The 24,337-nt window shown below is 66.2% G+C and carries 20 protein-coding genes; 5 read left to right on the top strand and 15 right to left on the bottom strand.

The genetic code is table 11. The features are described 5' to 3' along the window. The 5 genes from CSQ93_RS07830 to CSQ93_RS07810 form a co-directional block, all read left to right on the top strand. The coding region (locus tag CSQ93_RS07830; RefSeq protein ID WP_158301169.1) for an amino acid adenylation domain-containing protein at nt 1-2,387 on the top strand (2,387 nt) is incomplete at its 5' end. Continuing rightward, nucleotides 2,384-2,656: an iron uptake protein gene (locus CSQ93_RS07825; protein WP_099377548.1), complete on the top strand. Its 273-nt coding sequence runs from the start codon at nt 2,384-2,386 to the stop codon at nt 2,654-2,656. The genes CSQ93_RS07830 and CSQ93_RS07825, both read left to right, overlap by 4 nt. Nucleotides 2,657-2,661: 5 nt before the next feature. Continuing rightward, a complete protein-coding gene (locus CSQ93_RS07820; protein WP_099377547.1) occupies nt 2,662-4,224 on the top strand; it encodes a PepSY-associated TM helix domain-containing protein in 1,563 nt (520 codons plus the stop codon). Next, nucleotides 4,217-4,528: a DUF3325 domain-containing protein gene (locus tag CSQ93_RS07815; RefSeq protein ID WP_099377546.1), complete on the top strand. Its 312-nt coding sequence runs from the start codon at nt 4,217-4,219 to the stop codon at nt 4,526-4,528. The genes CSQ93_RS07820 and CSQ93_RS07815 overlap by 8 nt, the downstream gene beginning before the upstream one ends. A 231-nt stretch (nt 4,529-4,759) precedes the next feature. Continuing rightward, on the top strand, nt 4,760-5,581 hold the full coding sequence (locus CSQ93_RS07810; protein WP_099377545.1) for a hypothetical protein: 822 nt from the start codon (nt 4,760-4,762) through the stop codon (nt 5,579-5,581). 142 nt (nt 5,582-5,723) lie between these two features. Here the strand turns inward: CSQ93_RS07810 and CSQ93_RS07805 are convergent, their stop codons facing one another. From CSQ93_RS07805 to CSQ93_RS07735, 15 genes are all read right to left on the bottom strand, one after another. After that, entirely contained in the window at nt 5,724-6,647 is a 924-nt protein-coding gene (locus CSQ93_RS07805; RefSeq protein WP_099377544.1) for a diguanylate cyclase domain-containing protein, read from the bottom strand. Continuing rightward, complete coding sequence (locus CSQ93_RS07800) at nt 6,644-11,116, bottom strand: PAS domain-containing protein (protein WP_099377543.1); 4,473 nt, start codon at nt 11,114-11,116, stop codon at nt 6,644-6,646. The genes CSQ93_RS07805 and CSQ93_RS07800 overlap by 4 nt, the downstream gene beginning before the upstream one ends. Nucleotides 11,117-11,349: 233 nt before the next feature. Further along, nucleotides 11,350-11,712 carry a NirD/YgiW/YdeI family stress tolerance protein gene (locus tag CSQ93_RS07795; RefSeq protein ID WP_099377542.1) on the bottom strand — a complete coding sequence of 121 codons (363 nt, stop codon included), beginning with the start codon at nt 11,710-11,712 and terminating at the stop codon, nt 11,350-11,352. A 27-nt stretch (nt 11,713-11,739) separates the two neighbouring features. Next, a complete protein-coding gene (locus tag CSQ93_RS07790) occupies nt 11,740-12,312 on the bottom strand; it encodes a prepilin-type N-terminal cleavage/methylation domain-containing protein (protein WP_077405876.1) in 573 nt (190 codons plus the stop codon). Between the two features lie 86 nt (nt 12,313-12,398). Further along, the gene (locus CSQ93_RS07785; RefSeq protein ID WP_099377541.1) at nt 12,399-13,121 is read right to left on the bottom strand and encodes a hypothetical protein; all 723 of its coding nucleotides are present in this window, start codon (nt 13,119-13,121) and stop codon (nt 12,399-12,401) included. Then, nucleotides 13,121-13,894: an ABC transporter permease subunit gene (locus CSQ93_RS07780; protein WP_099377540.1), complete on the bottom strand. Its 774-nt coding sequence runs from the start codon at nt 13,892-13,894 to the stop codon at nt 13,121-13,123. The genes CSQ93_RS07785 and CSQ93_RS07780 overlap by 1 nt, the downstream gene beginning before the upstream one ends. Beyond that, nucleotides 13,894-14,604, bottom strand: a complete 711-nt coding sequence (locus tag CSQ93_RS07775) for a type II secretion system protein (RefSeq protein ID WP_099377539.1) — start codon at nt 14,602-14,604, stop codon at nt 13,894-13,896. The genes CSQ93_RS07780 and CSQ93_RS07775 overlap by 1 nt, the downstream gene beginning before the upstream one ends. Next, entirely contained in the window at nt 14,601-15,335 is a 735-nt protein-coding gene (locus CSQ93_RS07770) for a hypothetical protein (protein ID WP_099377538.1), read from the bottom strand. Before CSQ93_RS07770 ends, CSQ93_RS07775 begins: the two co-directional genes overlap by 4 nt. Further along, a complete protein-coding gene (locus tag CSQ93_RS07765; RefSeq protein ID WP_099377537.1) occupies nt 15,332-15,754 on the bottom strand; it encodes a hypothetical protein in 423 nt (140 codons plus the stop codon). Before CSQ93_RS07765 ends, CSQ93_RS07770 begins: the two co-directional genes overlap by 4 nt. Continuing rightward, on the bottom strand, nt 15,751-16,422 hold the full coding sequence (locus CSQ93_RS07760) for a hypothetical protein (RefSeq protein ID WP_233516098.1): 672 nt from the start codon (nt 16,420-16,422) through the stop codon (nt 15,751-15,753). Before CSQ93_RS07760 ends, CSQ93_RS07765 begins: the two co-directional genes overlap by 4 nt. Further along, a complete protein-coding gene (locus CSQ93_RS07755; protein WP_099377536.1) occupies nt 16,419-17,984 on the bottom strand; it encodes a hypothetical protein in 1,566 nt (521 codons plus the stop codon). The genes CSQ93_RS07760 and CSQ93_RS07755 overlap by 4 nt, the downstream gene beginning before the upstream one ends. A gap of 7 nt (nt 17,985-17,991) precedes the next feature. After that, nucleotides 17,992-19,197, bottom strand: coding sequence for a type II secretion system F family protein (locus tag CSQ93_RS07750; RefSeq protein ID WP_099377535.1), 1,206 nt, complete (start codon nt 19,195-19,197; stop codon nt 17,992-17,994). Beyond that, nucleotides 19,197-20,900 carry a GspE/PulE family protein gene (locus tag CSQ93_RS07745; RefSeq protein ID WP_099377534.1) on the bottom strand — a complete coding sequence of 568 codons (1,704 nt, stop codon included), beginning with the start codon at nt 20,898-20,900 and terminating at the stop codon, nt 19,197-19,199. Before CSQ93_RS07745 ends, CSQ93_RS07750 begins: the two co-directional genes overlap by 1 nt. 7 nt (nt 20,901-20,907) lie before the next feature. Next, nucleotides 20,908-22,347 carry a tetratricopeptide repeat protein gene (locus CSQ93_RS07740; protein WP_233516097.1) on the bottom strand — a complete coding sequence of 480 codons (1,440 nt, stop codon included), beginning with the start codon at nt 22,345-22,347 and terminating at the stop codon, nt 20,908-20,910. Continuing rightward, the gene (locus CSQ93_RS07735) at nt 22,344-24,302 is read right to left on the bottom strand and encodes a pilus (MSHA type) biogenesis protein MshL (protein ID WP_099377582.1); all 1,959 of its coding nucleotides are present in this window, start codon (nt 24,300-24,302) and stop codon (nt 22,344-22,346) included. Before CSQ93_RS07735 ends, CSQ93_RS07740 begins: the two co-directional genes overlap by 4 nt. Nucleotides 24,303-24,337: the final 35 nt, after the last annotated feature.

Raw genomic sequence — 24,337 nt, 5'->3', positions numbered from 1 at the left:
GCTTGCTGGCCATCCTCAAGACGGGCGCCGCCTACGTGCCCCTCGATCCCGGCTATCCGGCCGAACGCCTGGCCTACATGATCGCCGACAGCGGCATGGCGCTGCTGCTGACGCAGGCGTCCGTGCTGCCGCGCCTGGCGCTGCCGGCGGGACTGCCGGTGCAACTGGTGGAACAGCCATCCGCGCTGGAGCACGATCCCGGCCACGCGCCGCTGCCGCAGCAACTGGCCTACGTGATATACACGTCCGGTTCGACGGGCAAGCCGAAGGGCGTGGGCATCGCGCATCAGGCGTTAAGCCGGCATGCGCAAGTGTCCGTCGGCTTCTTTGGCTTGACGGCGCAGGACCGCGTGCTGCAATTTTCGACCCTGAACTTCGACGGCTTCGTCGAACAGGCCTGGCCGACCCTGTGCATCGGCGCGGCGCTGGTCTTGCGCGGCCCGGAGCTGTGGGACAGCGAGACGTTTTACCAGGCGCTGCACCGCTACCGCATCAGCGTGGCCGATTTGACGACGGCCTACTGGTCGCTGCTGGCGCAGGATTTTGCCCAGCAAGGCCCGCGCGACTACGGCGCGCTGCGCCAGGTGCATGCGGGCGGCGAGGCGATGCCGCCGGAAGCGCTGCAGGCCTGGCGTCAGGCGGGCATGCGCCACATCCGCCTGCTCAATACGTATGGGCCGACGGAAGCGGCGGTGACGGCGGCCACGCTCGACTGCGCGCCCTACCTCGACGGCGCGGCGCCGGCGCAGATGCCGATCGGCCTGCCGCTGGCGGGACGCGCGCTGCAGGTGCTGGATGCGGACCTGGCATTGACGCCGCCCGGCGCGGCCGGTGAACTGTGCATCGGCGGCGCCTTGCTGGCGCGTGGCTATCTTGGCCGTCCTGCGCTGACGGCCGAACGTTTCGTGCCGGACCCGCATGGGTCGCCCGGTGCGCGCCTGTACCGCACGGGAGACCTGGTGCTCTGGCGCGCGGGGCAGCTCGACTACCTGGGCCGCATCGACCACCAGATCAAGATCCGCGGTTTTCGGGTGGAACTGGGCGAGATCGAGGCGCAGCTGCTGGCGCAGCCTGGCGTGCGCGAAGCGGTGGCGGTGGCGCAGGACAGCGCCGCCGGCGCGCGCCTGGTGGCGTATGTGAGTCCGGCGCAGGTGTCGGTGGAGGCTTTGCGCGTGGCCCTGGCGGCGGCGCTGCCCGACTACATGCTGCCGGCGGCCATCGTGGCCCTGGCGCGATTGCCACTGAGCCCGGCGGGCAAGGTGGAGCGCAGCGCGCTGCCGGTGCCGGTGCTGGAAAGCGCGGCGTACTCGGCGCCGCAGGGCGAACTGGAACAGGCGCTGGCGGCCATCTGGAGCGTCTTGCTGGGCGTGTCGCGCGTGGGGCGCGAGGATAACTTCTTTGCGCTGGGCGGGCATTCGCTGCTGGCCGTGCGCTGCGTCACGCAGGTCAACCAGATGCTGCGCAGCCTGTACACGCAGGATGCGCATGCGCTGTCGCTGGCCGACCTGTTCGGCAGTCCCACCCTGGCCGCCTTTGCCGCCCGCTTTGGCGCCAGCGCGGCCGGTGCGCGGGTGGGCGAAAGCTGGCACAGCCTGCGCGCGACAGGTGACTTGCCGCCGCTGTTCTGCTGTCCCGGCCTGCTGGTGAACGCCTTTGAATTCCAGGGGCTGGCGCAGGCGCTGGGAGCGCGCCAGCCCGTGCACGGCTTTGTCAGCCATGCGCTGGGGAGCGAGCGCTGGGCCGACATCAGCGTGGCGGAGCTGGCTGCCCGCTATGCGGACATCATCGTGGCCAACAGTCCGGGCGGCGAGTGCTCGCTGGCCGGCTGGTCGCTGGGCGCCGTGCTGGCGCAGGAGACGGCGCGCCAGTTGCAGGGCCACGTGGCCGTGCGCCTGGTGGGCATGATCGATCCCGTGCTGGGCCAGTTCGATGTTGCTGGCGGCGTGGCGCCGGCGCTGGATTCGCAGCGGGAACGGGCGCTGCGCGAGCAGTGGCTGCCCCGTTCCGGCATGCGCGAACGCTGGGAACAGCTGTTTGAGCGCATGAGCGAGGACGAGTGGGCGTGGTTCGTGCACCTGCAAGGGCGCGACATCGGCGCGCTGCCGCTCGACGGCGACGCCGTGCATTGCAAGGAGTACCTGGCCTGGAGCATCGCCAGCCATGCGCTGATGCTGCGCCGTCACCGTCCGCAGCGGGCCTCCGCCAGTGCCCGCGTGTGGATCGCGGAACACACGCGCGCCGCCGGCGTGGCGCTGTTCGACAGCCGGGCGCATTTCGCGCAGGTGCTGGGTGAGGAAGAGGTGGCCGGTACAGGCCACCTCGACATCATCCACGCGCCGGTGCTGTGGCAAGGCTTGCGCGCCAGCTTGCCCGGGGATCCGGCATGAGCCGGCATGCCGTGGCGCGCGTCGCGCTGGGCGTGGCGGGCGCGTATCTGTTCGCCTGGAGTGTCGCCGGCGCCGGCGCGGTGCTGCTGTTCCGCCTGGGCGTGCTGCGCAGCGAGGCCGTGCTGATCGCCTCGATGGCGGCCTTTCTCGCCTACCTGGGTGCCGCCCTGTGGGCTTTTGTCGCGCGCCGATTGTGGCCGGTGGCGCTGTTGCTGATCGGTGTCTGGCTGCTGTACTGCGGCGCCGCCTATTTTTTCGAATGGAGTTGAGCCGCATGGCCTTACGTGAATTGCGGCAATCGATGCTGCTCGTGCATACCTGGACCGGGGTGGTGATGGCCAGCGTGCTGATCGTCGTGTTCTGGATGGGCAGCCTGTCCGTGTTCGACCGCGAGATCGATCGCTGGATGATGCCGGACACGCGCATCGCCGCCGCGCCCGGCCCCGTGTCGGTGGAGCGGCAAGTCTTGCCCGCCGTAGCGGTGCTGGCGCACGGCAAGGCGCTGGCGGAATGGTCTGTCTTCCTGCAGGGGCCGCGCAGTCCCGTGGCGCGGCTGCAGATCGAGGCGCTCGATGGCGAGGAGCTGTCGCGCCAGATCGATCCGCGCAGCGCCACCTTGCTGCCCGAGGCCGGCTCCTACGGCGCCACGTCCTTCTTCTTTCCCATGCATTACCGGCTGCACCTGTCGTTTGCCGGCATCGGCTACTGGGTCGTGGGCCTGGCCAGCATGGCGATGCTGGCGGCGCTGGTGTCGGGCGTGATCATCCACGCGCGCATTTTCAAGGATTTTTTCGTCTTCCGCCCGCGCAAGGCCTTGCAGCGCAGCGCGCTGGACCTGCATAACGTCAGCGGCGTGCTGGCCTTGCCCTTCCATTTCATGATCGTGCTGTCGGGGCTGGTGATCCTGTTTTCGATTTACTTTCCGGCAGGCATGCACGCGCTGTATCCGGGCGACCGACAAGGCTTCCTCAACGAAGCCTTGTCGCTGTACCAGCGAGAACGATCGCCAGAGCCCGGCATCGTGGCCATGGCCCCCATCGACGCCATGCTCGACACGGCGCGCCGGGCCTGGGGGCAGGGCGAGCCCAGCTATGTGCGCGTGCGCCATCCGGGCAACCGCAACAGTTATGTGGAAGTGAGCCGCGCCACGGCCGACCGGGTCAGCCTGGACGAGCAAACGATTTATTTCGATGGCGCCAGCGGGCAGGTGCTGAAATATGTGCCGCTCAAGCCGGCCGCGGCGCTGCAGCGCTATCTGTCGGGCATGCACTTTGCCCTGTTCGAGCACTGGCCCTTGCGCTGGCTGTATTGCGCGGCCGGGCTGGCCGGTTGCGTCATGCTGGCCTCGGGATTGATACTCTGGAGCGGCAAGCGCGCGGCGCGCCATGCCAAGGCGGGTCAGCGCGGCGCGCGGCTGGTGCTGGCCGTGGCCTGCTTCAGCACGACGGGGCTGCTGATCGCGACCCTGGCCATGCTGGTGGCGAACCGCTTGCTGCCGGCCGGGTTGCCGGACAAGGCGCTGCTCGAAGTGCTGCTGTTCCTGCTGGCCTGGGCCGGCAGCGGCATCTGGGCCGGCGTTGCCCTGTTCTGGCGCCGGCGGCCCGATGCGCCATGGCTGCCGCAAGCCTGGTGCATCGCCATGCTGGCCCTTGCCGCGCCGCCGCTCAACTGGTTAAGCACGGGCGACTTTCCCTGGCATGCCGTGCTGCGCGGCCAGCCTGCCGTGGCCGTGTTCGACCTGGCCCTGTGGTTGACGGCAGGGCTGGCGGCATGGGCGGCGTTGCGCCTGCGCCAGCATCAGCGGCAAGCCCCGCGAACAGGGGGCGCGCATGCCTGAATTGCTTGTCTGGCTGCTGCTGTTTGCCGGCAGCCACGCCTGTTTCGCCCTGCTGGCGCTGTCGCAGGAGCGGCACTGGCACACGGTCAGCGCGGCCAGCATGCCCGTCCATGCCGCCAGCCGGGGCCGCCTGGGCGGCTACGCGGGCCTAGCCCTGCTGTACGGCGTGGCCGTGGCGCGCGAGGGCGCCGGTTTCGGCAGCATCAGCTGGTGCATGCTGCTGTTTTTCGGTGCCTTGACGGTGGCGCTGACCTTGAGCTGGGCGCCGCTGCGGCTGCGCTGGGCCGCTTGGTTGCTGCGCTAGCGCAGCAGCGTGCCAAGCAGCATGTTATTGAGTCCGGGGGAGTTTTTTCGTGGCATGCGCCGGCGAAATATTGCGCTATGGATTTTTTAATTGCCGTGCATGCAATAATGCTGAAGTAATAATGACCACTTGGCGGTGATTGTTCTGCGCCGCCGGGGGTGTTCAGAGCCCCAAATGGTTGCAAAATACACACTCCAGCGATCCCGGCTGCATCCTATAGAAGATTTGAAGATGACACAAACACACAGATATGTCCTCGCCGGTTTTGGCTTTTTTTCACTTTTACTGCTATTTTTCGGGGCTGGCCTTTTAGATAGCGGGAAAATTGAAGCGAACACGTATCTTTGGGTGCAAGCAGTCGCGATCCTGATCGGTTTGTTTACATTGGCGGCAGCGATTGAAAAGATGCTTCCACGAGGCTTGCAGGAATTTAAATCCTCCGCGCTTTGGTGGACGGTAGGGCTTGCCATATTGGCGTATTTTGCCAGGGTCGCCGCCCTGGATGATGTCAACAAGGTTTTCCACATCGACCCATCAGGGTTGCCGATGACGCTGGCTGCAGCAAACGTCATGCGGTTTTTTATCTGGATGGAATGGCCTTTTATCGTCGTGGCGTGTATCTCGTTTGTGGTGCTGATTCTCATCGCGAAGGGAACATACTTTCCAGATGAGATGCCTGAAAATGAGCGCGCCGCCGGTGTCATTCTCGTGCTTTCGATTATGATGAACTGTATTTTATGCGCGCTATTCATCCATTTCCATTTGGATGAGCAGGGGCGGCAACAGAAACTGTACCGCACCGCCCATGCTGCGGATTTCGTGTCGAAGTTCCACTGCCAGAGGATCGATCCCGATAAATTTTCCGTGCTGTTCATCGGACCGGAGCAACGAAAGGTGCTGGTTGCGCCGAAGTTGCCAGCGCCGGTATTGTTCGGCAAGATGAGTGCGGAATTTCTCCAGGCACTGAAGGTTCCCGCTGAATTTCCAACCCTCGATTGTGTGCCCACCGTAGACTTTGAGCAGTGGTCTAAAGATCTGTCGACGGTTCGATAACGCTATTATTTCCTTGTCGATGGACGATCCTTCCAGCCTGATCCATGCCGCATCTCCGATGCATCGCACAGCCGCTTGATGCTGATGCGAGCTGGGATGGGACGTGTCTTGTCTGTCTTGTCGCCAGCGACAGGCTAGCCGTCTATTCCCCCTCCGACGCGCAATACCTGTCCCGCCCCGTATGCTTGGCGCGGTACAGCAGGGCGTCGGCGGCGCGGATCAGGGCGCTGGGGTCCATGCCTTCCGTGGGCATGACGCTGGCCATGCCCAGGCTGACGGTGACGTGCGGGCCGACGCCCGATCGGGCGTGGGGAATGTGCAGCGCGCGCACTTCGTCGAGAATGCGCTGGGCCACCACTTCGGCGCCGTCGCGCGTTTCCTGTGGCAGCAGGATGATGAATTCTTCGCCGCCGTAGCGCGCCAGCAGGTCGGGCGGGCGCACGGCGCAGCGGCGCAGGGCGGCGCTCACCTGCTGCAGGCACAGGTCGCCCGCCTGGTGGCCATACGTATCGTTGTAATCCTTGAAGTGGTCGATATCGGCCATGATGATGGCCATCGGCACGCCGTCGCGCGCGCAGCGCCGCCATTCGCTGTCCATCGTGTCATTGAAGCTGCGCCGGTTGGCCACGCCCGTCAGCGAATCCGTCAGCGACAGTTCGCGCATGGCGTCGGCCTGCCGCTTGATGGTCAGCTGGCTGCGCACGCGGGCGCGCACGACGGCCGCGTTGAACGGTTTGGTGATGAAATCGACGGCGCCCGCTTCCAGCGCCCGCGTCTCGTCTTCGGGCTGGTTCAGGGCCGTGACGAAGATGACGGGAATGGCGCTGAGGATGGCCGATTCGCGCAGCGCGCTGCAAACGGCATAGCCATCCATGCCGGGCATGACGGCGTCGAGCAGGATCAGGTCCGGCAGTTGATTATGCGCAATTTCCAGCGCCTTGTCACCGCTCAGGGCGAACAGCACGTCGTGTTCCTCTCGCAGCAACTGGTGCAGGATCTGGATGTTTTCCATGGCGTCATCGACGATGAGGATGCGCCCGTTCATGGCAAGGTTGGTCCAGCTCACTTGTTTTCCTCTCGTTTCAGCTGATCGAGCACGAGTTTTTCCGCCTCGGCAAAATTCAGCGTTTCAATCGCATGTGCCATCGCCAGGGCCGCTTCCCGGTCTGACTGTTGTATGGCGGGGTGCAGGGCGTGAAATTGCGCCAGCGCTTTCAGGTTGTTGTTGCGGATCATGACGAGCAGCTCGGCCAGGCCGGCGTGCAGGTCGAGCGGTACGCTGCCGGGTGCGGCCGCTGCCGGCTGGTTGCGCCGCAGGGGCGAGGGCAGGGTGCGGGCCGCTTCGATGACTTCGGCCATCGCGTGTTCCAGGCGGCCCAGCAAGGCGGCCGTGCCGTGCGATTGCCCCGTTTTCAGCGTTTTCTCCGTCTCGGCGGCCAGACTGGCGATATGCGTGGCGCCCAAGTTGGCTGCCACGCCGCACACGCGGTGCAGCAACTGCGCCGCCTGCTGCGCGTGGCCGGTGGCCAGCAGGCGCCGTGTTTCCTCGACGGCGTCGCCTTGCGAATTCTCAAAGCGCTTGAGCAGGGCCAGGAAGGCGCCGTAGTCGCCGCCGAAGCGGTGCAGGGCCGCCGCCAGGTCGATGCCGGGCACCGTGGCCGGCAAGTCCAGCGCCTGCGTGACGGCATCGGCTGCCTCGACGGCGCCGTCGCCGCTGGCCAGGGGCGCGCGCACCAGCCGGGTCAGGGTCTGGATCATCTCGTCGACGTCGATGGGCTTGGCCACGTGCGCATTCATGCCGCTGGCGATGGCGCGCAGGCGGTCTTCATCCATGGCATTGGCCGTCATGGCGATGATGGGCAAGTCCGGCAAGCCCAGGGCGCGGATGGCCAGGGTGGCGTCGTAGCCGTTCATGACGGGCATCTGCAAATCCATCAGCACCACGTCCCAGGCGTGTGGCGTGCCGGTGAGCAAGTCGACGGCCAGCCGGCCGTTGGCGGCCACGGTCACGCGCGCGCCCGAGTGCAGCAGGATGTACTGCGCCACTTCCTGGTTGATTTCATTGTCTTCCACCAGCAGCACGCGCATGCCGGTGAGCAAACCCGACAAGGGCGTGGACACGGGCAGCGCGGACGGACTGCTGCGGCCTTCGCGCACGGCCGTCACGGCTGCCAGCAGGCGTGCCGGGGTGGCCGGTTTCGAAACGATGCCGGCCAGCATCAGGCTGTCGGCCAGGCGTTCGAGGTTTTCGCTGTCCTGGTCGGCCACCAGCATGATCACGGGCGGCAGCGCCAGGAGCGCGTCGGCGCGCGCCTCGGTGAGCATGGAAATGCCATCCATGCCCGGCATGGCCGCGTCGAGCAGCACAAGATCGGCCGCCGGCCCGCCGCTGGCCTGGGCGCGCAGCAGGGCCAGGCCGGCCGCTCCGCTGTCGGCGCTGCGGCTGTGCCAGCCCTGCGCCGCGCACCAGTCTTCCAGCATGGCGCGCACGCTGGCGTTGTCGTCGATGATCAGCAGTGACAGCACCCTGGGCGCGCCCTTGGCGGACGGCTCGGGCGGCGGCGCCACCTTCTCGAAGCGGCAGCTGAAGCGGAAGTCGGAGCCCTGGCCCAGCGTGCTTTTCACGCTGAGGGTGCCGCCCATCAATTCCACCATGCGCCGGCAGATGGCCAGCCCCAGTCCCGTGCCGCCGTATTTGCGGCTGGTGCCGCTGTCGCCCTGGGAAAACGCGTCGAAGATGCGTTCCTGCTCGGCCGCGCCGATGCCGATGCCCGTGTCGCGCACGGAAAACTCGAGGGTGGCGCTGGTCGCATCTTCGGCCACCTTGTCGATGGACAGCACCACTTCGCCATGCGAGGTGAATTTGACGGCGTTGCCCACCAGGTTGATGAGGATCTGTTCCACGCGCAGGGCGTCTCCGACCAGTTCGTCCGGCACGCCGGGGGCGAGCACGAACACGGGCTCCACGCCGCGCGCCCAGGCGCTGCTGGCCAGCAACACACCCACGCTTTCGAGCATGCGTTCGAGCTGGAAGCGGCGCTGTTCCAGCACCATCTGCCCCGCCTCGATCTTGGAAAAATCGAGCACGTCGTTGACGATATTGAGCAGCGACTGCGTCGCCATCTGGATCTTGCCGACATAGCTGCGCTCGCGCCGTTCCAGCGGCGACTCTTCCAGCAGGCGCGCCAGGCCGATGATGGCGTTCATCGGCGTGCGGATTTCATGGCTCATGTTGGCGACGAATTCGCTTTTCGCGACGCTGGCCGCCTCGGCCTTGTCGCGCGCGCGCACCATCTGCTCGTTGAGTTCATGCAGGCGCAATTCCGTGCGCTTGAGTTCGGAAACGTCCGAGGCCAGCACGAAGAAGCCGCGCACGCCGCCGCTGTCGTCGAAATCGGGGATGTAGTTGGTCCACGTGTGGCACACCTGGCCGCCGGGATCGAGCAGGTCACGCTCGAAGCTTTGCGGCCGGCCTGCCAGCACCCCCTCGACGTGGGGCGCATACACGTCGAACAGTTCCTGTCCCAGCAATTCGCTCATGTGGATGCCGGCCAGTTCGGCGCTGCTGCGGCCAAACCATTCGTTATAGAATTTATTTGCGAAGCGGCAACGCAAATCGGCGCCCCAGTACGACACCATGCCGGGCAGGTTGTCGGTGACGGTGCGGATGAAACGCTCGTTCTGTTCCAGGCGCCAGGTGGTGGCGTGCAGCACCTCGGTGGCGCGCTTGCGTTCCGTGATGTCGATCGAGACCCCCAGCACATGGCTGGCGCGTCCCGCATCGTCGCGCAAGACCACCTTGCGCGTGGTGAAGTGGCGCGTGGTGCCGTCCGCCGTATTGATCGCTTCCTGCTCGATTTCCACCATCTGCCCCGTAGCCAGCAGCTTGCGGTCGGCGCTGACGAAGGCGGACGCCTGCTGCGGCGGGAAGAAATCGTGGTCCGTCTTGCCCAGCAATTGCTCGCGCGAGCGTCCCAGGGTCAGTTCCGCGTGGCGGTTGACCATTTCAAAGCTCAGCTTGTCGGCGCGCTTGACGAAGACCATGGCCGGGATGTTTTCGATGATGGTGCCAAACAGGTGTTTCGAACGGCGAAATTCCGCTTCGCTGCGCTTGCGCTCGCTAATGTCCAGCCACAAGCCCGATACGCCCAGCAACTGCTGTTCCGGGCCAAAAATCGGGTGGTAGGAGACGATCCAGTGACTCAGTTGTTCGCGCTGCTGGCCGCTATGGCCTTGCAATTCGATGTCGACGATGGGCTGTCCCGTCCCGAGCACCTGGCGCACGCAGCGTTCCACCTCGGCCCGCACGGCGTCGTCGAACAGCATGGCGCCCACGGGACGGCCCAGGTGCTGCGCCACGCTGGCCCCGTTGATGGTGGCCAGGTAGTGGTTGATCATGACGATGCGCAAGTCCAGGTCCACGAATAGCATGCCGATCGGCGCCGTCGCGTACACGGTTTCCAGCAGGCGCGTGGATTTTTCCAGGGCCAGCGTGCGTTCGGCCACCAGGCTTTCAAGCTGCGTGCGGTGGCGCCGCAGGTCGCGTTCCAGCGCGCCCAGGGCACCGGCCATCTCGGCTGATTCGCGGTCAGCATGCTTATTCGAGAGCAAGGGTTTGCCTTGCGCCAGCGCATGAATCTGCTGCGTCAGTTCCTGCAGGGTGCTGGCCAGGCGTCCGCCCACGCGCCAGGCCAGGGCAAAGCCGGCGGCCAGCAGCAGCGCCAGGATGAGGGATCCCGTGACTACCGAGCGCAGCAGTGCTTCGGCCACCGTGCTGGTGCGCATGGTGACGGCCACCGTCCAGGCGGCGTCCGGGGCGCGGCGAAAGCCCGTATACACGTCGATGCCTTCCAGGGTGGCATGGCGCAGCACGCCTTCGCGCGCCTGGCGTATCTGTTCCAGCAGGGGCGCCGCGCTGCGCTGGCCTACATAGCGCTGCGGCGCCAGGGTGCGCGCCACGTTGATGCCATCGGCATTGATGATGGCCGCGCCCAGGTAGGCTGGCAGGTGCAGCTCGCGCAGCAGCACGGACAGGTAGTCGGGCGGATACAGGGCCGTCAGCACGTAGGCGGTTCCCTGCGTGCGCGGCAAGGGCAGATTCAGGGCCAGCTGCGGCAGGCTGTCGGGCGCCTTGGCCAGGCTGGTCAGCCGCGGCTTGCCGTAGTCGCGCGCGCGCTCCATGCTGGCGGCCCATTTTTGCGGCAGGGGCGGCGGCGCCTGGCTGGCGGGCAGGGTTGTATTGATCAGCTGGCGGCCCTTGGCGTCGGAGACGATGAAGGCGCTGACGGCCAGGCCCGGCTGCAGCAGGCTGGCGGCCAGGGCCCGCAGGGCGCCGATGTCGTCGGCTTGCAGGGCGGGCGAATCGGCCAGGATGCGCGCGGCCATCTGGGCGCCGCTCAGGTCGCGTTCGACGGCGGCGGCCACCGCCCGCGCCGCCTGCGCCGTTTCGCTGACGACATGGTCGCGCTCGCGCGTATAACTTTGCGCCACGAGCAGGAGAAACACGAGCGCCGTCGGAATGACCCAGGCGAGCACCAGCCATGAAATTCTTGAGCGTATCGAAGGCAAATCTTGCACCCGGAAAGCTCCCAGAATGGATGAGTCGACAGGCAGGCTCACGCTGGCGCTGGCTGACCTTGAATGAAAAGATGCTAGACGAAATTGATTGTTCTGACAAGCCTAGTTTCTGGAGTGGAAAAAAGGTTGCGCAAGGCATACAGAAGAGGGGTGATACCCATCCCGCCGTGGCGGCGGGATGGCACGGCGGATTACGGCACCACGGTCAGCACGTCGACATCGATTTCCGGGCTTTCCATGAAATCCTTCTCCACTTCGCCGCGGATTTCCACCCGGGTTTTGGCGTCGATCTTGCGGTTCATGAAGACCTTGTCGTCGATATCCACGCGGATTTCCGCCGTGCCATCGGAGAAAGTGTATTTCTCGTTGCCGACTTTGCGCAGCAAATGGCCGCGCAGCACGACGGCCTGGTCGTCGACGGGATTTTTCAGGATGGCGGCGACACTGCTGGGCGCGGCCGGGCCGGCCGTCGGGCCCACGTATTGGGCGTGCGCGCTGCCGGCCAGCAAGGCGCAGGCGGCCAGGGAGACGATGAGTGTGCGGTGCAGTGGCATGGTATTCCTTTGATAGTGACTGGCGGCTCAGAAAAAGACGGCGGTGCGGGGAATGATAGCACCGGCATTGCCATAGGGCATGTTCGCCCGGACACTGCCCGTGCTGGCCACGCCATCGTCGAGTTTGCTGTCTATCTGTTCCGCGTAGCTTTCGGGCAAGTTGTCGAAACGGATGCCGTTGCCGGCGCGCCCGCCCACTTCGTCGTTGTACAGGTAGACGGCGCCGCCCTGGGCGCTGGTCATGAATTGCGAGGTGCCGTTGAACGAGCCGGTGATGAAGCCGCCCAGCGCCAGGTGCTGCGGCGCCAGCGTGAATTCGCGCGGCTGGCCATCGCCGATCTGGCCGTCGCCATTGCCGTTGCCGGCCGAATTGGGCACGTGCACCGTGCCCTGGAGATCGTCGCCGGGCAGGGCGCGGAACTTGTCCTGATAGGCGTTGACGGCGGCCGTCAGCGCATTCGACTGCTGGATGATGTTTTTCACCTTGGCGCTGTCGATCAAGCCTTGTCCCTTCAGCACGCCGCCGAGCAGCAAGCCGATGATGACCAGGACGATGGCGATTTCTACGAGCGTGAAGCCGTGCTGGCGGCGTGGGGGCATGGGATTTCCTTGAAAAAAGTGCTACAGCTTGGGATGGCAGTTTACTGCAATTGGTGCCGGGCGCGCATGGCATTTCAGGCAGCGGGTCATGGGACGGCCTTTGCTTTCTTCTTGGCAAGTTCGTCGAGCCGTCGCGCGAGGAAAGCCAGCTCGTGCGGATCGCTGATCTGGCCGCTGGCGAGCAGGCCGCCGATCACCAGGCGGGCGCTGTCGAGCTGGTCCATGTCTTCCAGGATGAACGCTTCCATCTCGCGCACCCAAGGCGGTACGTGCGGTCCCGTCGCCAGCCGGCGCAGTGCGCGCGCGTAGCCGAGCGCCAGCGGCAAGTCGTGCAACTGGTGCTTCGCCACCAGCACGGCCTGCGCCATGGCGGGCCAGCGCCGCTGCGGGTCGGCTGCGAAGCTGGCGGCGACAAAGGCCAGCATGCGGCGCGCGCGTTGCGGGTCGGCCACGCCAGCGTACACTACACTGGCGGCCACCAGCGCATACTGGCTGCGCGGATCGAGCGTTTGCGCCGTTTCCAGCCAGCCGGCCAGGCGGTCATAGTCGAGCTCGCGCCACGGCAGGCTGACGCCGGGCTGGTCTTCGAACGATTGCAGGTACAGCAGCATGGCCTTAGCCATGGCCAGCGGCTCGCCCAGGCTGGCCAGGCGCGCCACGCCAGCCGGCGGCGCGGCGGGCAGGGGGCGTGCCTGGGCGGGAGCGTGCTGCTGCGCCAGACGCCAGCCCAGCTGCAACAGCAAGCATGCCGCCAGCAGCCAGCACAGGGGGCGCGGCACGCTGGTCCAGGGGCGCTGCGCGGCGGCCATCAGATGTTCCTGCGGTAAAAGTCGCACAATGCGCAGCTGGCCAGCAAGGCCACATAAATGCCGGTTTGCGCTGCCACATCGAGCAGCGCCTGCCAGTCGCCGGTGGCATACAGCAGCCATTCCGTGCGCGTAAAGGCATCCAGGCGGGGCAGGAGCAGGGCCAGCACGTCGATGGCGCCGGCCGTGGCCTGTTGCGGCCAGGAATCACCCGCCTGCGGGCCGTGCGCCAGCAGTTGCAGGCTGCCCAGCATGCGCGCCAGCACGTAGAAACCGCCCGTGGCGGCCAGCGCCGGCAGGGCTTGTTGCAGGCTGGCCGCGCACAGCAGGCTGAAGGCGGCGACGATCCACAATTCTCCCAGCAGCGACAGCGCCCACAGCGCGCTTTGCGCGGGCGTGGCGAACAGCGCCATCAACAGGCCGAACAGCACGGCGGGCACGGCCGCCAGCGCCCCGTAGCCCAGCAGTTTGCCCAGCAGGTAGGCGGCGCGCGGCATCGGCAGCGCCAGCAGCAGTTCCAGGCCCCGGTCGGCCGCTTCGCGCGCCATGCTGGTGATGACAAACGTGGCCAGCAGGAAGACGCCGGCCAGGCGCAAGGTGGCCGCCAGCAGGGCCGCCTGCACGGCGCCGCTTTCCGTCAGCGCCAGTTGCTGCAGGAAGCTGGCCAGGGCGGCGGCGGCGCAGGCGGCCAGCAAGAACAGCCACGGCAGCCGGCTGCGCAGCGCTTCGAGCAGCGTGTAGCGGGCGATGGTGACGGCGGGCGAGAGCATGGACATCAGCGCGGCAGCCTTTGCGCGGCCACCATGCGGTTGAACAGGATGTTCGGCGACAGCCAGGCGACGAGGTCGTCGAACTCGCCGCCCGCCTGCTGCGGGCCGCTGGCGGCGCGGCTGATGACGGTGGTGGCGTTCGAAGCATTGTTGCGCTCGTCGACATTGTTGCCGAACGGCACAGCCTGGCGCTGCCCCTGCACGCTGGTGGCGCTGAAACCGTTCTTGCCGTGCGACATGATCATGGCGGGGATGTCGTTCAAGGCCGTCGCCTGCAGCAGCGCGCCGCCATTGCGCGTGACGATGCTGATGTCGCGCGGCGTCGACAGGCTGAAAAGCTGGCCGCTGTCGCTGAAGGCCGGCGTCACGCTGTAGCGGAACAGATTGTTCCAGCTGTCGCCCTGGCGTAGTCCCAGGGTGGCCCAGGGCAGGAAACCGGCGCGTTTTTCGCCCGTGCAGCGCGTGCCACGCCGATCTTCCAGGCCATTGCCGGCGGAGATGGCGGGACAGGGCAGGTAGCCGTAGCGCAGCGCGTAACCGGCCAGCGCTTCCTTCGCTTCATTCAGCGCTTGTTGCGTCTCGGCTACCTTGCGCTGTTCCAGTTGCACCGTCAAGGGCGTGACCAGGCCGCCTATCATCAGGCCCACGATGACGAGCACGATGGCGATCTCGATCAGGGAAAAGCCGCCCTGGCGGCGCGGATGGCGGGTGCTCATGGCAGGTTGCGCGCGGCGCGCATGCGTTGGTACAGGGTGGGCAAGGTAATCCAGGTCAGCATGTCGTCGAAGGCGCCACCGGGCAGTGCGGCATTGCCGGTGGCGGGGCGGGCAATGAAACTGCGGCTGGCGCGGTCGTTGGCCGCTTCGTCGATATTGCCGCGTGCCATATTGATCTGCATCACGCCGCTGGCGGCCGTGCCGTAATGATCCTTGCCTTGCGAGAACAGCACGACAGGCAGGCACTGGACGCTGACGTCGCACTGTTCCTGGCCCGCCACGAAGACGAATTCGCCGCGCGCGCCGCGCTCGAGCACGACTCTGTTGGCGATGGCGGAAAACGAGACGATGGGCGCGCGCGCCATTTCCGGCGTGACGCTGTAGCGCAGCAACTTGCCCCAGGCATCCACCCCGTCCACGCCCAGCGCCACCCATGGCAAAAAGCCGCTGCATGCGGCATCGTCGGCGCAGTCGGCGGACCGTTCGCGCCCGTCGAGAGCGGAGGCGGCCGGACGTGGCAGCCGGCCTTGCGTGGCGGCAAAACCCAGCAAGGCTTCGCGCGCCTGCGCCAGGGTGGCCAGGGTGCGCTGCTGGCGTTCGGCCTCGCCCGTGTTGCGGCCAAAGGCGCTGATCAGCAGGCTGGCCGCGCCCAGGCCCAGCACGGCCACCAGCAGCAACAGGGCGGCGCCGCGCTGGCGACGGGTTTGACGATGAGCTGGCCGTGGCGTCATGGCGGCGTCTCCTGCGCCTCGGTCACCGTGCCGCTGGCCGGATCGTAGCGCTGGCCAGGTTTGAGCAGCAGCACCTGGCCGTTCGACAGGCGCAGGGTCAAGGTACCGGGTTTGTCACGGGCAAGGCGGTTGTGCGGCTCGTTCTGCGCTTCCTGGTTCAGCCAGACGGTGGAGCGGCCGCTGCTGCGCTGCACCACGCCATTCAATTCCACGGGCGGGGCGGGCGGCGGTGGCGGCGGTGGCGCGGCCATGACCGGATCGGGTGGCGGCGGCCCGTAGCGCTGCGCATCGAGCTGGGCGCGCTGCTGGGGCGACAGGAACAACCGCCCCAGCTGCTGTGCTTGTGCCTGGGCCGTGAGCGCGGCGCCGGCCAGCAGCGCGCCAAGGATCAGGGTGCGCGGGATGAGGAGGGACTTCATGGCGGCCCCGGCACGGCCAGGCTGTTGACGGTCAGCCACAGCAGCTCGCATTCGGCGCCCAGGGCGGGCGCCGCCTCGCCGCCGGCCGCGCCATGGCGCTTGAGCGTGCAATCCTGCACGGCGAAATAGCCGGCCTGGCGCAAGTCGTCAAACAGGTTCAGCAAATCCATCTCGTGCAGCAAATCCATCTGCAGGCGCATGCGGCTGCCACGCAGATGATATTGCCCCATCACCATCGGCAACGGCACTCGCAGCCCTTGCTGCGGGCTGATGTCATAGCTGATCGGCAGCAGCTTGCGCTGTTCCTGGCTGCGGCGGATGGCGTCGATCCAGGCCAGGCGGTTTTCCTCGCCGATCAGGCCGCGCTGGCGCAGGGCCAGGAATTGCGGCTCGTAGGCGCGGATTTCCTGCTTTTCCGCTTCCGCGTGGTTGAACAGGGTGGCCGCCGCCGCGCGCGTATGCTGGGCCAGGTACAGCTGTTGCGCTTCGCGCATGCGATAGGCGGCGCTCAAGCTGAGCAGCGCCATGCTGACCAGCAAGGTCAGTGCAAAGCACAGCAGGGCGCCGCGCACCAGGTGCAGTTCGCCCAGCCAGGCGGGCAGGGTGCGCATGGGCGTGCTTGCCCGCTGCATGCCGGGCAGGGGTGGCTGCTTGACGGGGCCGCTCATGGCTGCCACTCCAGCAAGAGGGTAAAGCGGGCCTGGCTGTCCGGCGCCGGCGCGGCGCTCTTGCCGGACAGGGCCACGCTGGGACGCAAGTCGAGCGGCGTTTCCTCGAGCGTCACCTGCATGCCAGGCTGGCGCGCCAGGGTTTGCGCGAAGGCCGTGATGGCGGCGAGCGCGGCGCGGTAGTCATTGTTCGGCATGGCCACATCCGCTTCCAGGCGCAGCGCCTGCGGCGGCGCGACAGGAATGCCGGCCAGGCTGCTGCCCAGCGGGCGACCGCCTTCCGTCTGCGGCGGCGCCTGCTGGCTGCCGCTCGTGCGCGCAGGGGGCGGTCCCGCGTTCCAGTGCAGCTGGCCCAGCTGGATTTGCGGCGCCTGCTCCAGCGCTGCGCTCAGCATGCCCAGCAGGCGGCCCGGCTCCGGCGCCTGGCTGGCGATCATCTGCCCCAGGGTGACGGCCACTTTCATGTTCTGCGTCTTGGCCGGCGCCGGCGGCTGCGTCGACATGACGCTGCGGTAGCGTTCCTGGTAGGACGCCGTTTCCTGCGCCAGCCGCTGCGTGCTGGCCCCGTCGGCGATGCCGCCAAGCAGATTGATCACGCACCACAGGGCGGCCGACGCGCCGATCAGCGCGCTGGCGCCATACAGCGTCTTGCGCGCGCGCTGGAAGTGGTAGTAGCGGGCCAGCGCGCCGGGCGGATAGTGGCTGGCCGGCGGATGCTTGCCCAGTAAGGTCAGCAGCAATGCATCGGCCAGCGCCGGCGTCTGGCGCAAGCCCACCCGTGCGCCGGCCAGTTGCATGTCGATGAAGTGGTACGCCACTTCGACGCCGTTGTCGCACAGCAGTTCAAGCTTGGCGATCTGCGCGGCCGGCGCCAGGATGACAGTATTCAGAAGGTCGCCGCGCGCCAGCATGCGCGTGCTGGTGAGAAATTGCCGCGTCTTTTCCGTTTCCAGCGCGATATTCACGGCCACGCCGTCGAGTGCGATGGTGGCCGTCTGGCGCGAGAAGCGCAGCTGGCCCTTTTCATAGTAACTTTGCCGCAAGCCGCCCGATTGCTGCGTCACCAGCAGCAGGTGTTCGTGCGCGATCGACAGCTTTTTGACCAGCGCGATACTGAGCAGGCTGGTCGAATAGATGCCGGCCACGGGCACGCGCAAGTGTTCGAGCGCCTCGGTCCACGGCTGCAGCAAGGTGGGATTGGTGAGGGCGAAAAACAGCACCTGGTCGTCGTGGCGGCCAGTGCTTTCGCGGCCCAGCATGGCGCTGCCCCGGTAGGGCGTATCGCGGTGCAGCTGCTGCCTGCGCCGCTCGAGCAGGGCGCGGCCCGCCTTGCCGCGCACATGGGGCACGAGCTGATGCTGGAAATCTTCCTCGATCAAGTCCGTCAGCAGGTAGGCGGGCACGCCCAGCCTTTGCTGCTGCGGGTCTTCCAGCCACGCGGCGAAGCCGTCCAGCCCGGCCGCGCTGGCGGGAAAGGACTGGCCCGGGCCCAGCACGCCGTGGTCCCAGTCGTAGGCGCACAGGGCGTCGCTGGTGAGGTAGAGTAATTGTTTGCGGAACACGGCGGCCTCAGGTTTTAATTGTGCTGATGGTGTCGTAGATCGGCCCCAGCACCGACAGCATGATCCAGCCCAGCAGCAGGCCCAGGATGACCGTCATGGCCGGCTCGATCATGGCTTGCACTTTTTCAATCAATTCCTTCACTTCGCGGTTGTAAAAGTAACTGACATTGCGCAAGGCCGTGTCCAGCGAACCCGTGGCCTCGCCCACCTTCAGCATGCGGATCACCAGCGGCGGGAAGATGCCCGTGTGCTGGAAGGCGGCAGTGACGCCGTAGCCTTCGCTGATCAGCTGGGCGGCGCGGCGCAGGCCGGCCGCCACCACCTGGTTGCCGGCGATGCCTTCGGACAGGCGGATACATTCGAGGATCGTGATGCCGGAGGCATACATCAGGGCAAAAAACGTGGCGAAGCGGGCCAGGATGATCTTGTGCAGCACGGGGCCGACCAGCCACAGCCGCAGTTTCAAGCCATCCCAGGCATAGCGGGCGCCTTCGTTGCGGCGGATCAGGGCGCGCAGGCCGAAAAACAGCAGCACGGGCAAAGCCAGCAGCAGATACCAGTAGTCGATGAACACGTTCGATACGGCAATGAGCACGCGCGTGTGCAGCGGCAGCTCGCCGCCCATGTTGCGGATGAAGGCCGTCAGCTGGGGCACGAGATAAATCATCAGGAAAAACGTCACGGCCGCCACGACGATGGCGACGACGACGGGGTACATGATGATCTTGCGCGTCTGCGAGGCCAGCTCGTCCTGCCATTTCAGGCTTTCCGACAGGTTCTTGAACACCTCGGCGATCCTGCCGCTTTGTTCTCCCGCCAGGATCAGGCTGGTAAACGTGGCGTCGAAGATGTCGCCATGCTGGGCCAGCGCGCCCGACAGGGGCAGGCCGCCCTCGATGCTTTCGATCAGGTCCGTGACGACTTCGCGCAGGCGCGGATGGTCCGTGCTTTCGCGCAAGTCATTCAAGCCTTCCAGGATGGGCACGCCGGCCCCCGTCAATTGCTCCATGTGAAAGCAGAAATTGATCAGGTCGCGGCGGTGGATGATGCGCTTGCCCAGCAGCACCAGATACTGGCCCGTGATCTTGCAGTCGATCAAGTCGAGCTGCATGCGGTGCAAACGCGCTTCCAGGTCCGGCACGTTGGCCGCCTCCATGCTGCCGGGAATCAGGGCGCCGGCGGCATCCATGGCGCGGTAGACATATTGCGCCATCAGGCCAGCCTTTCCGTCAGGTCCACCACGCGGCCTACTTCTTCCAGGGTGGTGACGCCTTCCAGCACGCGGCGCATGCCGTCGTCGACGATGCCCTTGAAGCCGGCCGCGCGCGCCGCGTTCTGCAATTCGCGGCTGCTGGCGCGGCGCGCCGTCAATTCATCGAGTTCGGCCGTCATCTTGAGGATTTCCATGATGGCCAGGCGGCCCTTGTAACCCTGGTGCGCGCAGCGCTCGCAGCCGACGGCGCGGCAGATGGACACGGGCGCCTCGTCCGGGACCAGGCCCAGCAGGCGGCGTTCGATGGTATCGGCGACCACTGTTTCCTTGCAGTGCGGACACAAACGGCGCACCAGGCGCTGCGCCACGATGCCGATGATGTTGCCGGCCATGATGTCGGGCAAGATGCCGATGTCGAGCAGGCGCGCCACGGAACCGATGGCCGAGCTCGTATGCAGGGTGGAATACACCTGGTGGCCCGTCATGGCGGCGGCAAAGGCCATTTCCGCCGTTTCGCGGTCACGGATCTCGCCAACTAAAATGATGTCCGGGTCTTGCCGCATCATCGAGCGGATGCCGTCGGCAAAGCCCAGCTTGACGGATTCGTTGACGGAAGTCTGGCGTATCATGTTCATCGGATACTCGACCGGATCTTCCAGGGTCATGATGTTGACGCTTTCCGTATTGATATGGTTGAGTATCGAATACAGGGTGGTGGTCTTGCCGCTGCCCGTCGGGCCCGTCACGAGGATCACGCCGTCGGGGCGCGCGATCATGAGTTTCAACAAGTTCAGCTCCGCTTCGGCCAGGCCCAGGGAATCGAGCGGGACGATGCCCTTTTGCCGGTCCAGCACGCGCAGCACGACGTTTTCGCCATGCGTGGTGGGCTGCGCCGAGGCGCGGAAGTCGATTTGCCGCCCGGAAAACTTGATGCTGATGCGCCCATCCTGCGGCGCGCGCGCCTCGGCGATATTCATGTTCGACATCACCTTCAGGCGCACGGCCATGGCTGGCCAGTACGATTTGTGCAGGCTGCGGATTTGCCGCAGGATGCCGTCGATGCGGTAGCGGATGCGCAGGAACGACTGTTCCGGCTCGAAATGGATGTCCGAGGCGCCGTTCTGCACGGCATCGGCCAGCAGCGCATCGATCAGGCGCACCATGGGCTGGCTGTACTCGTCCGACGGCGAGGCCATGCTTTGATAGCTGACTTCGCCCGTTTCGATTTCGTGCAGGATGCCGTCGATCGACAGTTCAAAACCATAGTACTGGTCGATGGCGCGCGAAATATCCGATTCATTGACGAGCACGGTGGAAATCGTGATGCCCTTGACCAGCATGGCGCTGATTTGATCGAGCGCAACGATGTTGCTGGTGTCGGCCATGGCCAGGATCAGATTGTCCGCCTGCCGTTCATAGACGATAGGGAAGACGCGATAGCGCTTGGCCACGTCTTTCGGGATCAGTTTTAATGCAATGGCGTCGACCACCAGGCTCGACAGATCCGCGCTGACCTGTTTCAGGTTTTCGCTGAGCGCCTCGCGCACGGTGGCTTCCGTCACAAAACCCAGGGTGATCAAGAGCTTGCCCAGCGGTTCGCTGCTGCGCCGTTGCTCGATCAGGGCGATGCGCAGCTGGTCTTCGCTGATCACGCCTTTCTGGATCAGCAGTTTGCCGAGGGGAAGTTTTGCCTGTTCTGCCATGTGATGCTTATTCCTGACGGGGGGTGATGATGGCTGGCTCGGCCACGGGTGCTGCCACCGGCGCGGGGGCCGTCAGTTCGCGCAAACGCGTTTGCACGACGGCCTGGTCGAAGGCGGCGGGAGTCGTCTGCGCCAGGGTCAGGGCGCGCTGGTAATACGTGGCGGCCAGCCGGGGCTGGTTCAGCCGGTCCAGGCCCACGGCCAGGTTGAAGGCATAGTCGGGATTGCCGGGCGCGGCGCCGTAGGCGCGGAAAAATTGCTGCTGTGCCTCGTTCCAGCGGCGCTGCTTGGCGTACACATTGCCCAGCGCAAACAGCACTGGGGCGCTGTCGGGGCTGCGCGCCAGGATGGCTTTCAATTTTGCCTCGCTCTGCGCCACATCGCCCTGGCGCAGGCCGATCAGGCCGGCCAGCGCTTCGCCATCGTCGGGATTGATTTCCAGCAAACGCACGTACAGGGCCGCCGCCTGCGCACCCTGATTTTCGCGCAGGGCCACGGCCGCCAGCCCCAGCAGCGCGTCGCGGTTATTCGCATCCTGTCGCAGCACGGTTTCATATTGCTGACGAGCAAAGCCCAGCTGGCCCCCGTTGAAGGCCTGGTAGGCTTGCTGCACGCCGGGGTTGATTTGCGGTGCGGCGACGCTGCGCTGCACCTGGATCTGGCTATTCTCGGGCGCGGCCAGCGGTGGCAGGCTCGGTGGCGCGGGCGGCGCCATGTGCGCCAGCTGGGCCGCCACGGCGGCCTGGGCTGCCGCCTGTATCATCGCTTGCTGATCCGCTGCCGCCGCTGCCGCCGCTGGCTGGCGCGCGTCGCGCGGATAGTCGGGCGGCAGCGCGGCGGGCGTCATGGCGTCCGTCGGCGCGGCGCCCGTGGCCGGCAGCACCACGACGGGACCGGCAACGCCGGCCGTCCCTGGGGCGTCCGTCAGCGGCATGGGCACACCGGGCAGGTTGGCGCCCGCGCCGGGGCTGGTGCTGGCGCGCCAGTACCAGTACGCCATCGAGCCGGCCACCAGCAGCAGGATCGCCAGCAGCACGGCCAGGCGCACGGTGGCCGGGTCGACGCTGATGGGGCCAGTGGGACCTTTCGGCGGCGGATTGCTGCGGCTGGCGCGGGGCCGGGCTGGCGGCGGTTCGGGGCGCGCGCGCGGCGGCTCGGGAGGCGGGCCAGGCTGCGCGCCTTGCTGCGCAGCTGGCTGGGGATCTGGCTGGGCAGCATTTTGCGCCGGCTGCGGCGCGGGCGCGTCCGATAGCGGTTCCAGGCGCAAGGTGCTGGCCGGCTGCACGGGCGCTGGCGTGGCCGGCGCGGGACGGGGCGGCAGGGCGTCGGCCGGCGCCAGTTCCAGCACCTGGTCGTAGGCTTCGGACGGCTTTTCCAGTTCCTCGTCGGAAAGACTGTTCTGTTTGGCGCGCTCGGCTTTCTTGAGCGCCTGCATTAGCAAGCTCATGGGAAGTCTCCCTGCAAGCGCGCCTGCGGCCGGACGGCCGGCGCTGGCGGGCCATCCGTGTAGGGCTGGCTGTTGAGCGGCGCCTGGCCGGGCAGCAGGTAGCGGTAATCGCGGTAATCGCCCTCGACGCTAGCATCCTTGACCACCACGGGGCGCATGAAGATCACCAGTTCCGTCTTGCTGCTTGCTTCATTGCGGTAGGTAAACAGATTGCCCACCAACGGCAGGCTGGACAGGCCGGGCACGCCATCGCGGGCATTGTCGATGGAATCCTGCATCAGGCCGCCCATCACGGCGATCTGGCCATTACCCACTTTCATGATCGATTCCAGCTCGCGCGCCTGGATCACGGGCACGCGGCTTTGCACGTTGGCCGTGGCCAGGGCCGGATTCGGGTCTTGCACATAGCCAACAATGCGCGTGATGGTGGGGCGCACGTTGAGGGTGACTTCATCGCTGTCGGAAATCTGCGGCGTGACGCTCATGACGAAGCCGACGGGCACCGTTTCCAGTTTCGATTCATACGTGGCCGGCGTGGTGATGGTGCCCGTCGAGCTGATCACGGCGGGCGTCACCTTGATGGTAAAGAAGACATTGTTGTCGACCACTTTCAGCATGGCCGTCTGGTTGTTCAGCACGCTGATCTTCGGGCTGGACAGCACTTTCACCTTGCCAAACGATTCGAGCAGCTGGATGGTGGTGGAAAAGCTGTCTTTCAGATAATTGAGCAGGAAGATGCCGGGCGTGGCGTTCGGCGTGACGCCGCTGGACAGGCCCGCCGTACCCACTTGCCCCTGGCGCAATTGCAGGCTGCCCGTCAGGCGCGACCAGTTGATGCCTTGCTGGTATTCATTGCTCAGGCGCACTTCGATGATGGTCGCCTCGATCAGCACTTGCCGCTTGGCGCTGTGCAACACCGCGTCGAGGAATTCGGCGATCTTTTCATGCTGGCGCCCCGTGGCGCGCACGGCGATCAAGCCACCCTCGACGTTGACGACGACGGACGAGGGGCTGCCCTTGTTGGCCAGTTTCAGCAGCGGCATGCCGTTCGCGTCCAGCGGCTGGCCGGGAGTCGCGTTCTGGCTGGGCGCCTGCTGGCCCGGCATGTTTTGACTCCCATTCGGGTTGCCATACTGCATCGGCGGCTGGGCGCCGTACTGGCCCGTTGCGCCGCCGGCAGGGTAGTTGCCAGCCTGGTTCTGTAGCTGCCCTTGCTGCCCCTGCTGGCTGGGCATGGTCGTCAATTGCTGGTTCAGCTGCGCCAGCGGGTCCACTTGCACATCGTTGAGCGTGGTCTCGCGCAGCAGGTCGCGGATATTCTTTTCCAGGCTGTACCAGAAATTATTTTCCGAACGATTCACGACCAGGGTGGTCGAATTGTTATTGCCGTTACCGCCGCTGCCTTGTGTGCTGCCAACGGGGTTGCTGGCGTTGTTCGACCCGCCGCCCGCCGTGGAAATTTGCGTGGCGATATTCACGCTGCTGTTGGTGCTGCGTGCCATGTTGACGTAATCGACCTTGTAGGTGCGCCATACGGGTGCGTCGGGCAGCACCGTCAGGTTCTTGCCATCGATTTCGTAGCGCATGTCGACTTGCTTGCCGATACGCGCCAGCAGTTGCGGCAGCGTCTGGTTCAGCGCATTCAGGGTGACACTGCCTTCGATTTGCGGGTGGATATCGATATTCATGCCCGCGTCGCGCGCCAGCGCAAACAGCAGCGATTGCACGGGCACCTTGTGCACGGTGACACTGTAGGTTTCCACTTTGGGCGCCGGCAGGGGCGCGGCCAGCGCGCTGCTTTGCTGCACCGGTTCGGGAATGACGCCGGCGGGAACGGGCGCGGCATTGAGGTGGGCAGGCGACAGCGGCGTTTGATGCGTGGCGCAGCCGGCCAGCATGGTGCTGCAGGCGAGGGCGACCCAGGAGGCCAGCACAGGAATAGGGTGTTGAGTCATGAAAAGTTCGCCCTTGAAGTCGTGTTGTGCTTTTG

The organism is Janthinobacterium sp. BJB426 (assembly GCF_002735705.1).
In the GTDB taxonomy this organism is placed as follows: Bacteria; Pseudomonadota; Gammaproteobacteria; order Burkholderiales; family Burkholderiaceae_D; genus Janthinobacterium.
This window is presented reverse-complemented; position numbering and strand designations above follow the sequence as displayed.

What these genes read in the sequence shown, in the direction of transcription:
- CSQ93_RS07825 (WP_099377548.1), top strand. Translation starts at nt 2,384, where the DNA reads ATGAGCCGGCATGCCGTGGCGCGCGTCGCGCTGGGCGTGGCGGGCGCG.
- CSQ93_RS07820 (WP_099377547.1), top strand. Translation starts at nt 2,662, where the DNA reads ATGGCCTTACGTGAATTGCGGCAATCGATGCTGCTCGTGCATACCTGG.
- CSQ93_RS07815 (WP_099377546.1), top strand. Translation starts at nt 4,217, where the DNA reads ATGCCTGAATTGCTTGTCTGGCTGCTGCTGTTTGCCGGCAGCCACGCC.
- CSQ93_RS07810 (WP_099377545.1), top strand. Translation starts at nt 4,760, where the DNA reads ATGACACAAACACACAGATATGTCCTCGCCGGTTTTGGCTTTTTTTCA.
- CSQ93_RS07795 (WP_099377542.1), bottom strand. Translation starts at nt 11,712, where the DNA reads ATGCCACTGCACCGCACACTCATCGTCTCCCTGGCCGCCTGCGCCTTG.
- CSQ93_RS07790 (WP_077405876.1), bottom strand. Translation starts at nt 12,312, where the DNA reads ATGCCCCCACGCCGCCAGCACGGCTTCACGCTCGTAGAAATCGCCATC.
- CSQ93_RS07785 (WP_099377541.1), bottom strand. Translation starts at nt 13,121, where the DNA reads ATGGCCGCCGCGCAGCGCCCCTGGACCAGCGTGCCGCGCCCCCTGTGC.
- CSQ93_RS07780 (WP_099377540.1), bottom strand. Translation starts at nt 13,894, where the DNA reads ATGTCCATGCTCTCGCCCGCCGTCACCATCGCCCGCTACACGCTGCTC.
- CSQ93_RS07775 (WP_099377539.1), bottom strand. Translation starts at nt 14,604, where the DNA reads ATGAGCACCCGCCATCCGCGCCGCCAGGGCGGCTTTTCCCTGATCGAG.
- CSQ93_RS07770 (WP_099377538.1), bottom strand. Translation starts at nt 15,335, where the DNA reads ATGACGCCACGGCCAGCTCATCGTCAAACCCGTCGCCAGCGCGGCGCC.
- CSQ93_RS07765 (WP_099377537.1), bottom strand. Translation starts at nt 15,754, where the DNA reads ATGAAGTCCCTCCTCATCCCGCGCACCCTGATCCTTGGCGCGCTGCTG.
- CSQ93_RS07760 (WP_233516098.1), bottom strand. Translation starts at nt 16,422, where the DNA reads ATGAGCGGCCCCGTCAAGCAGCCACCCCTGCCCGGCATGCAGCGGGCA.
- CSQ93_RS07750 (WP_099377535.1), bottom strand. Translation starts at nt 19,197, where the DNA reads ATGGCGCAATATGTCTACCGCGCCATGGATGCCGCCGGCGCCCTGATT.
- CSQ93_RS07745 (WP_099377534.1), bottom strand. Translation starts at nt 20,900, where the DNA reads ATGGCAGAACAGGCAAAACTTCCCCTCGGCAAACTGCTGATCCAGAAA.
- CSQ93_RS07740 (WP_233516097.1), bottom strand. Translation starts at nt 22,347, where the DNA reads ATGAGCTTGCTAATGCAGGCGCTCAAGAAAGCCGAGCGCGCCAAACAG.
- CSQ93_RS07735 (WP_099377582.1), bottom strand. Translation starts at nt 24,302, where the DNA reads ATGACTCAACACCCTATTCCTGTGCTGGCCTCCTGGGTCGCCCTCGCC.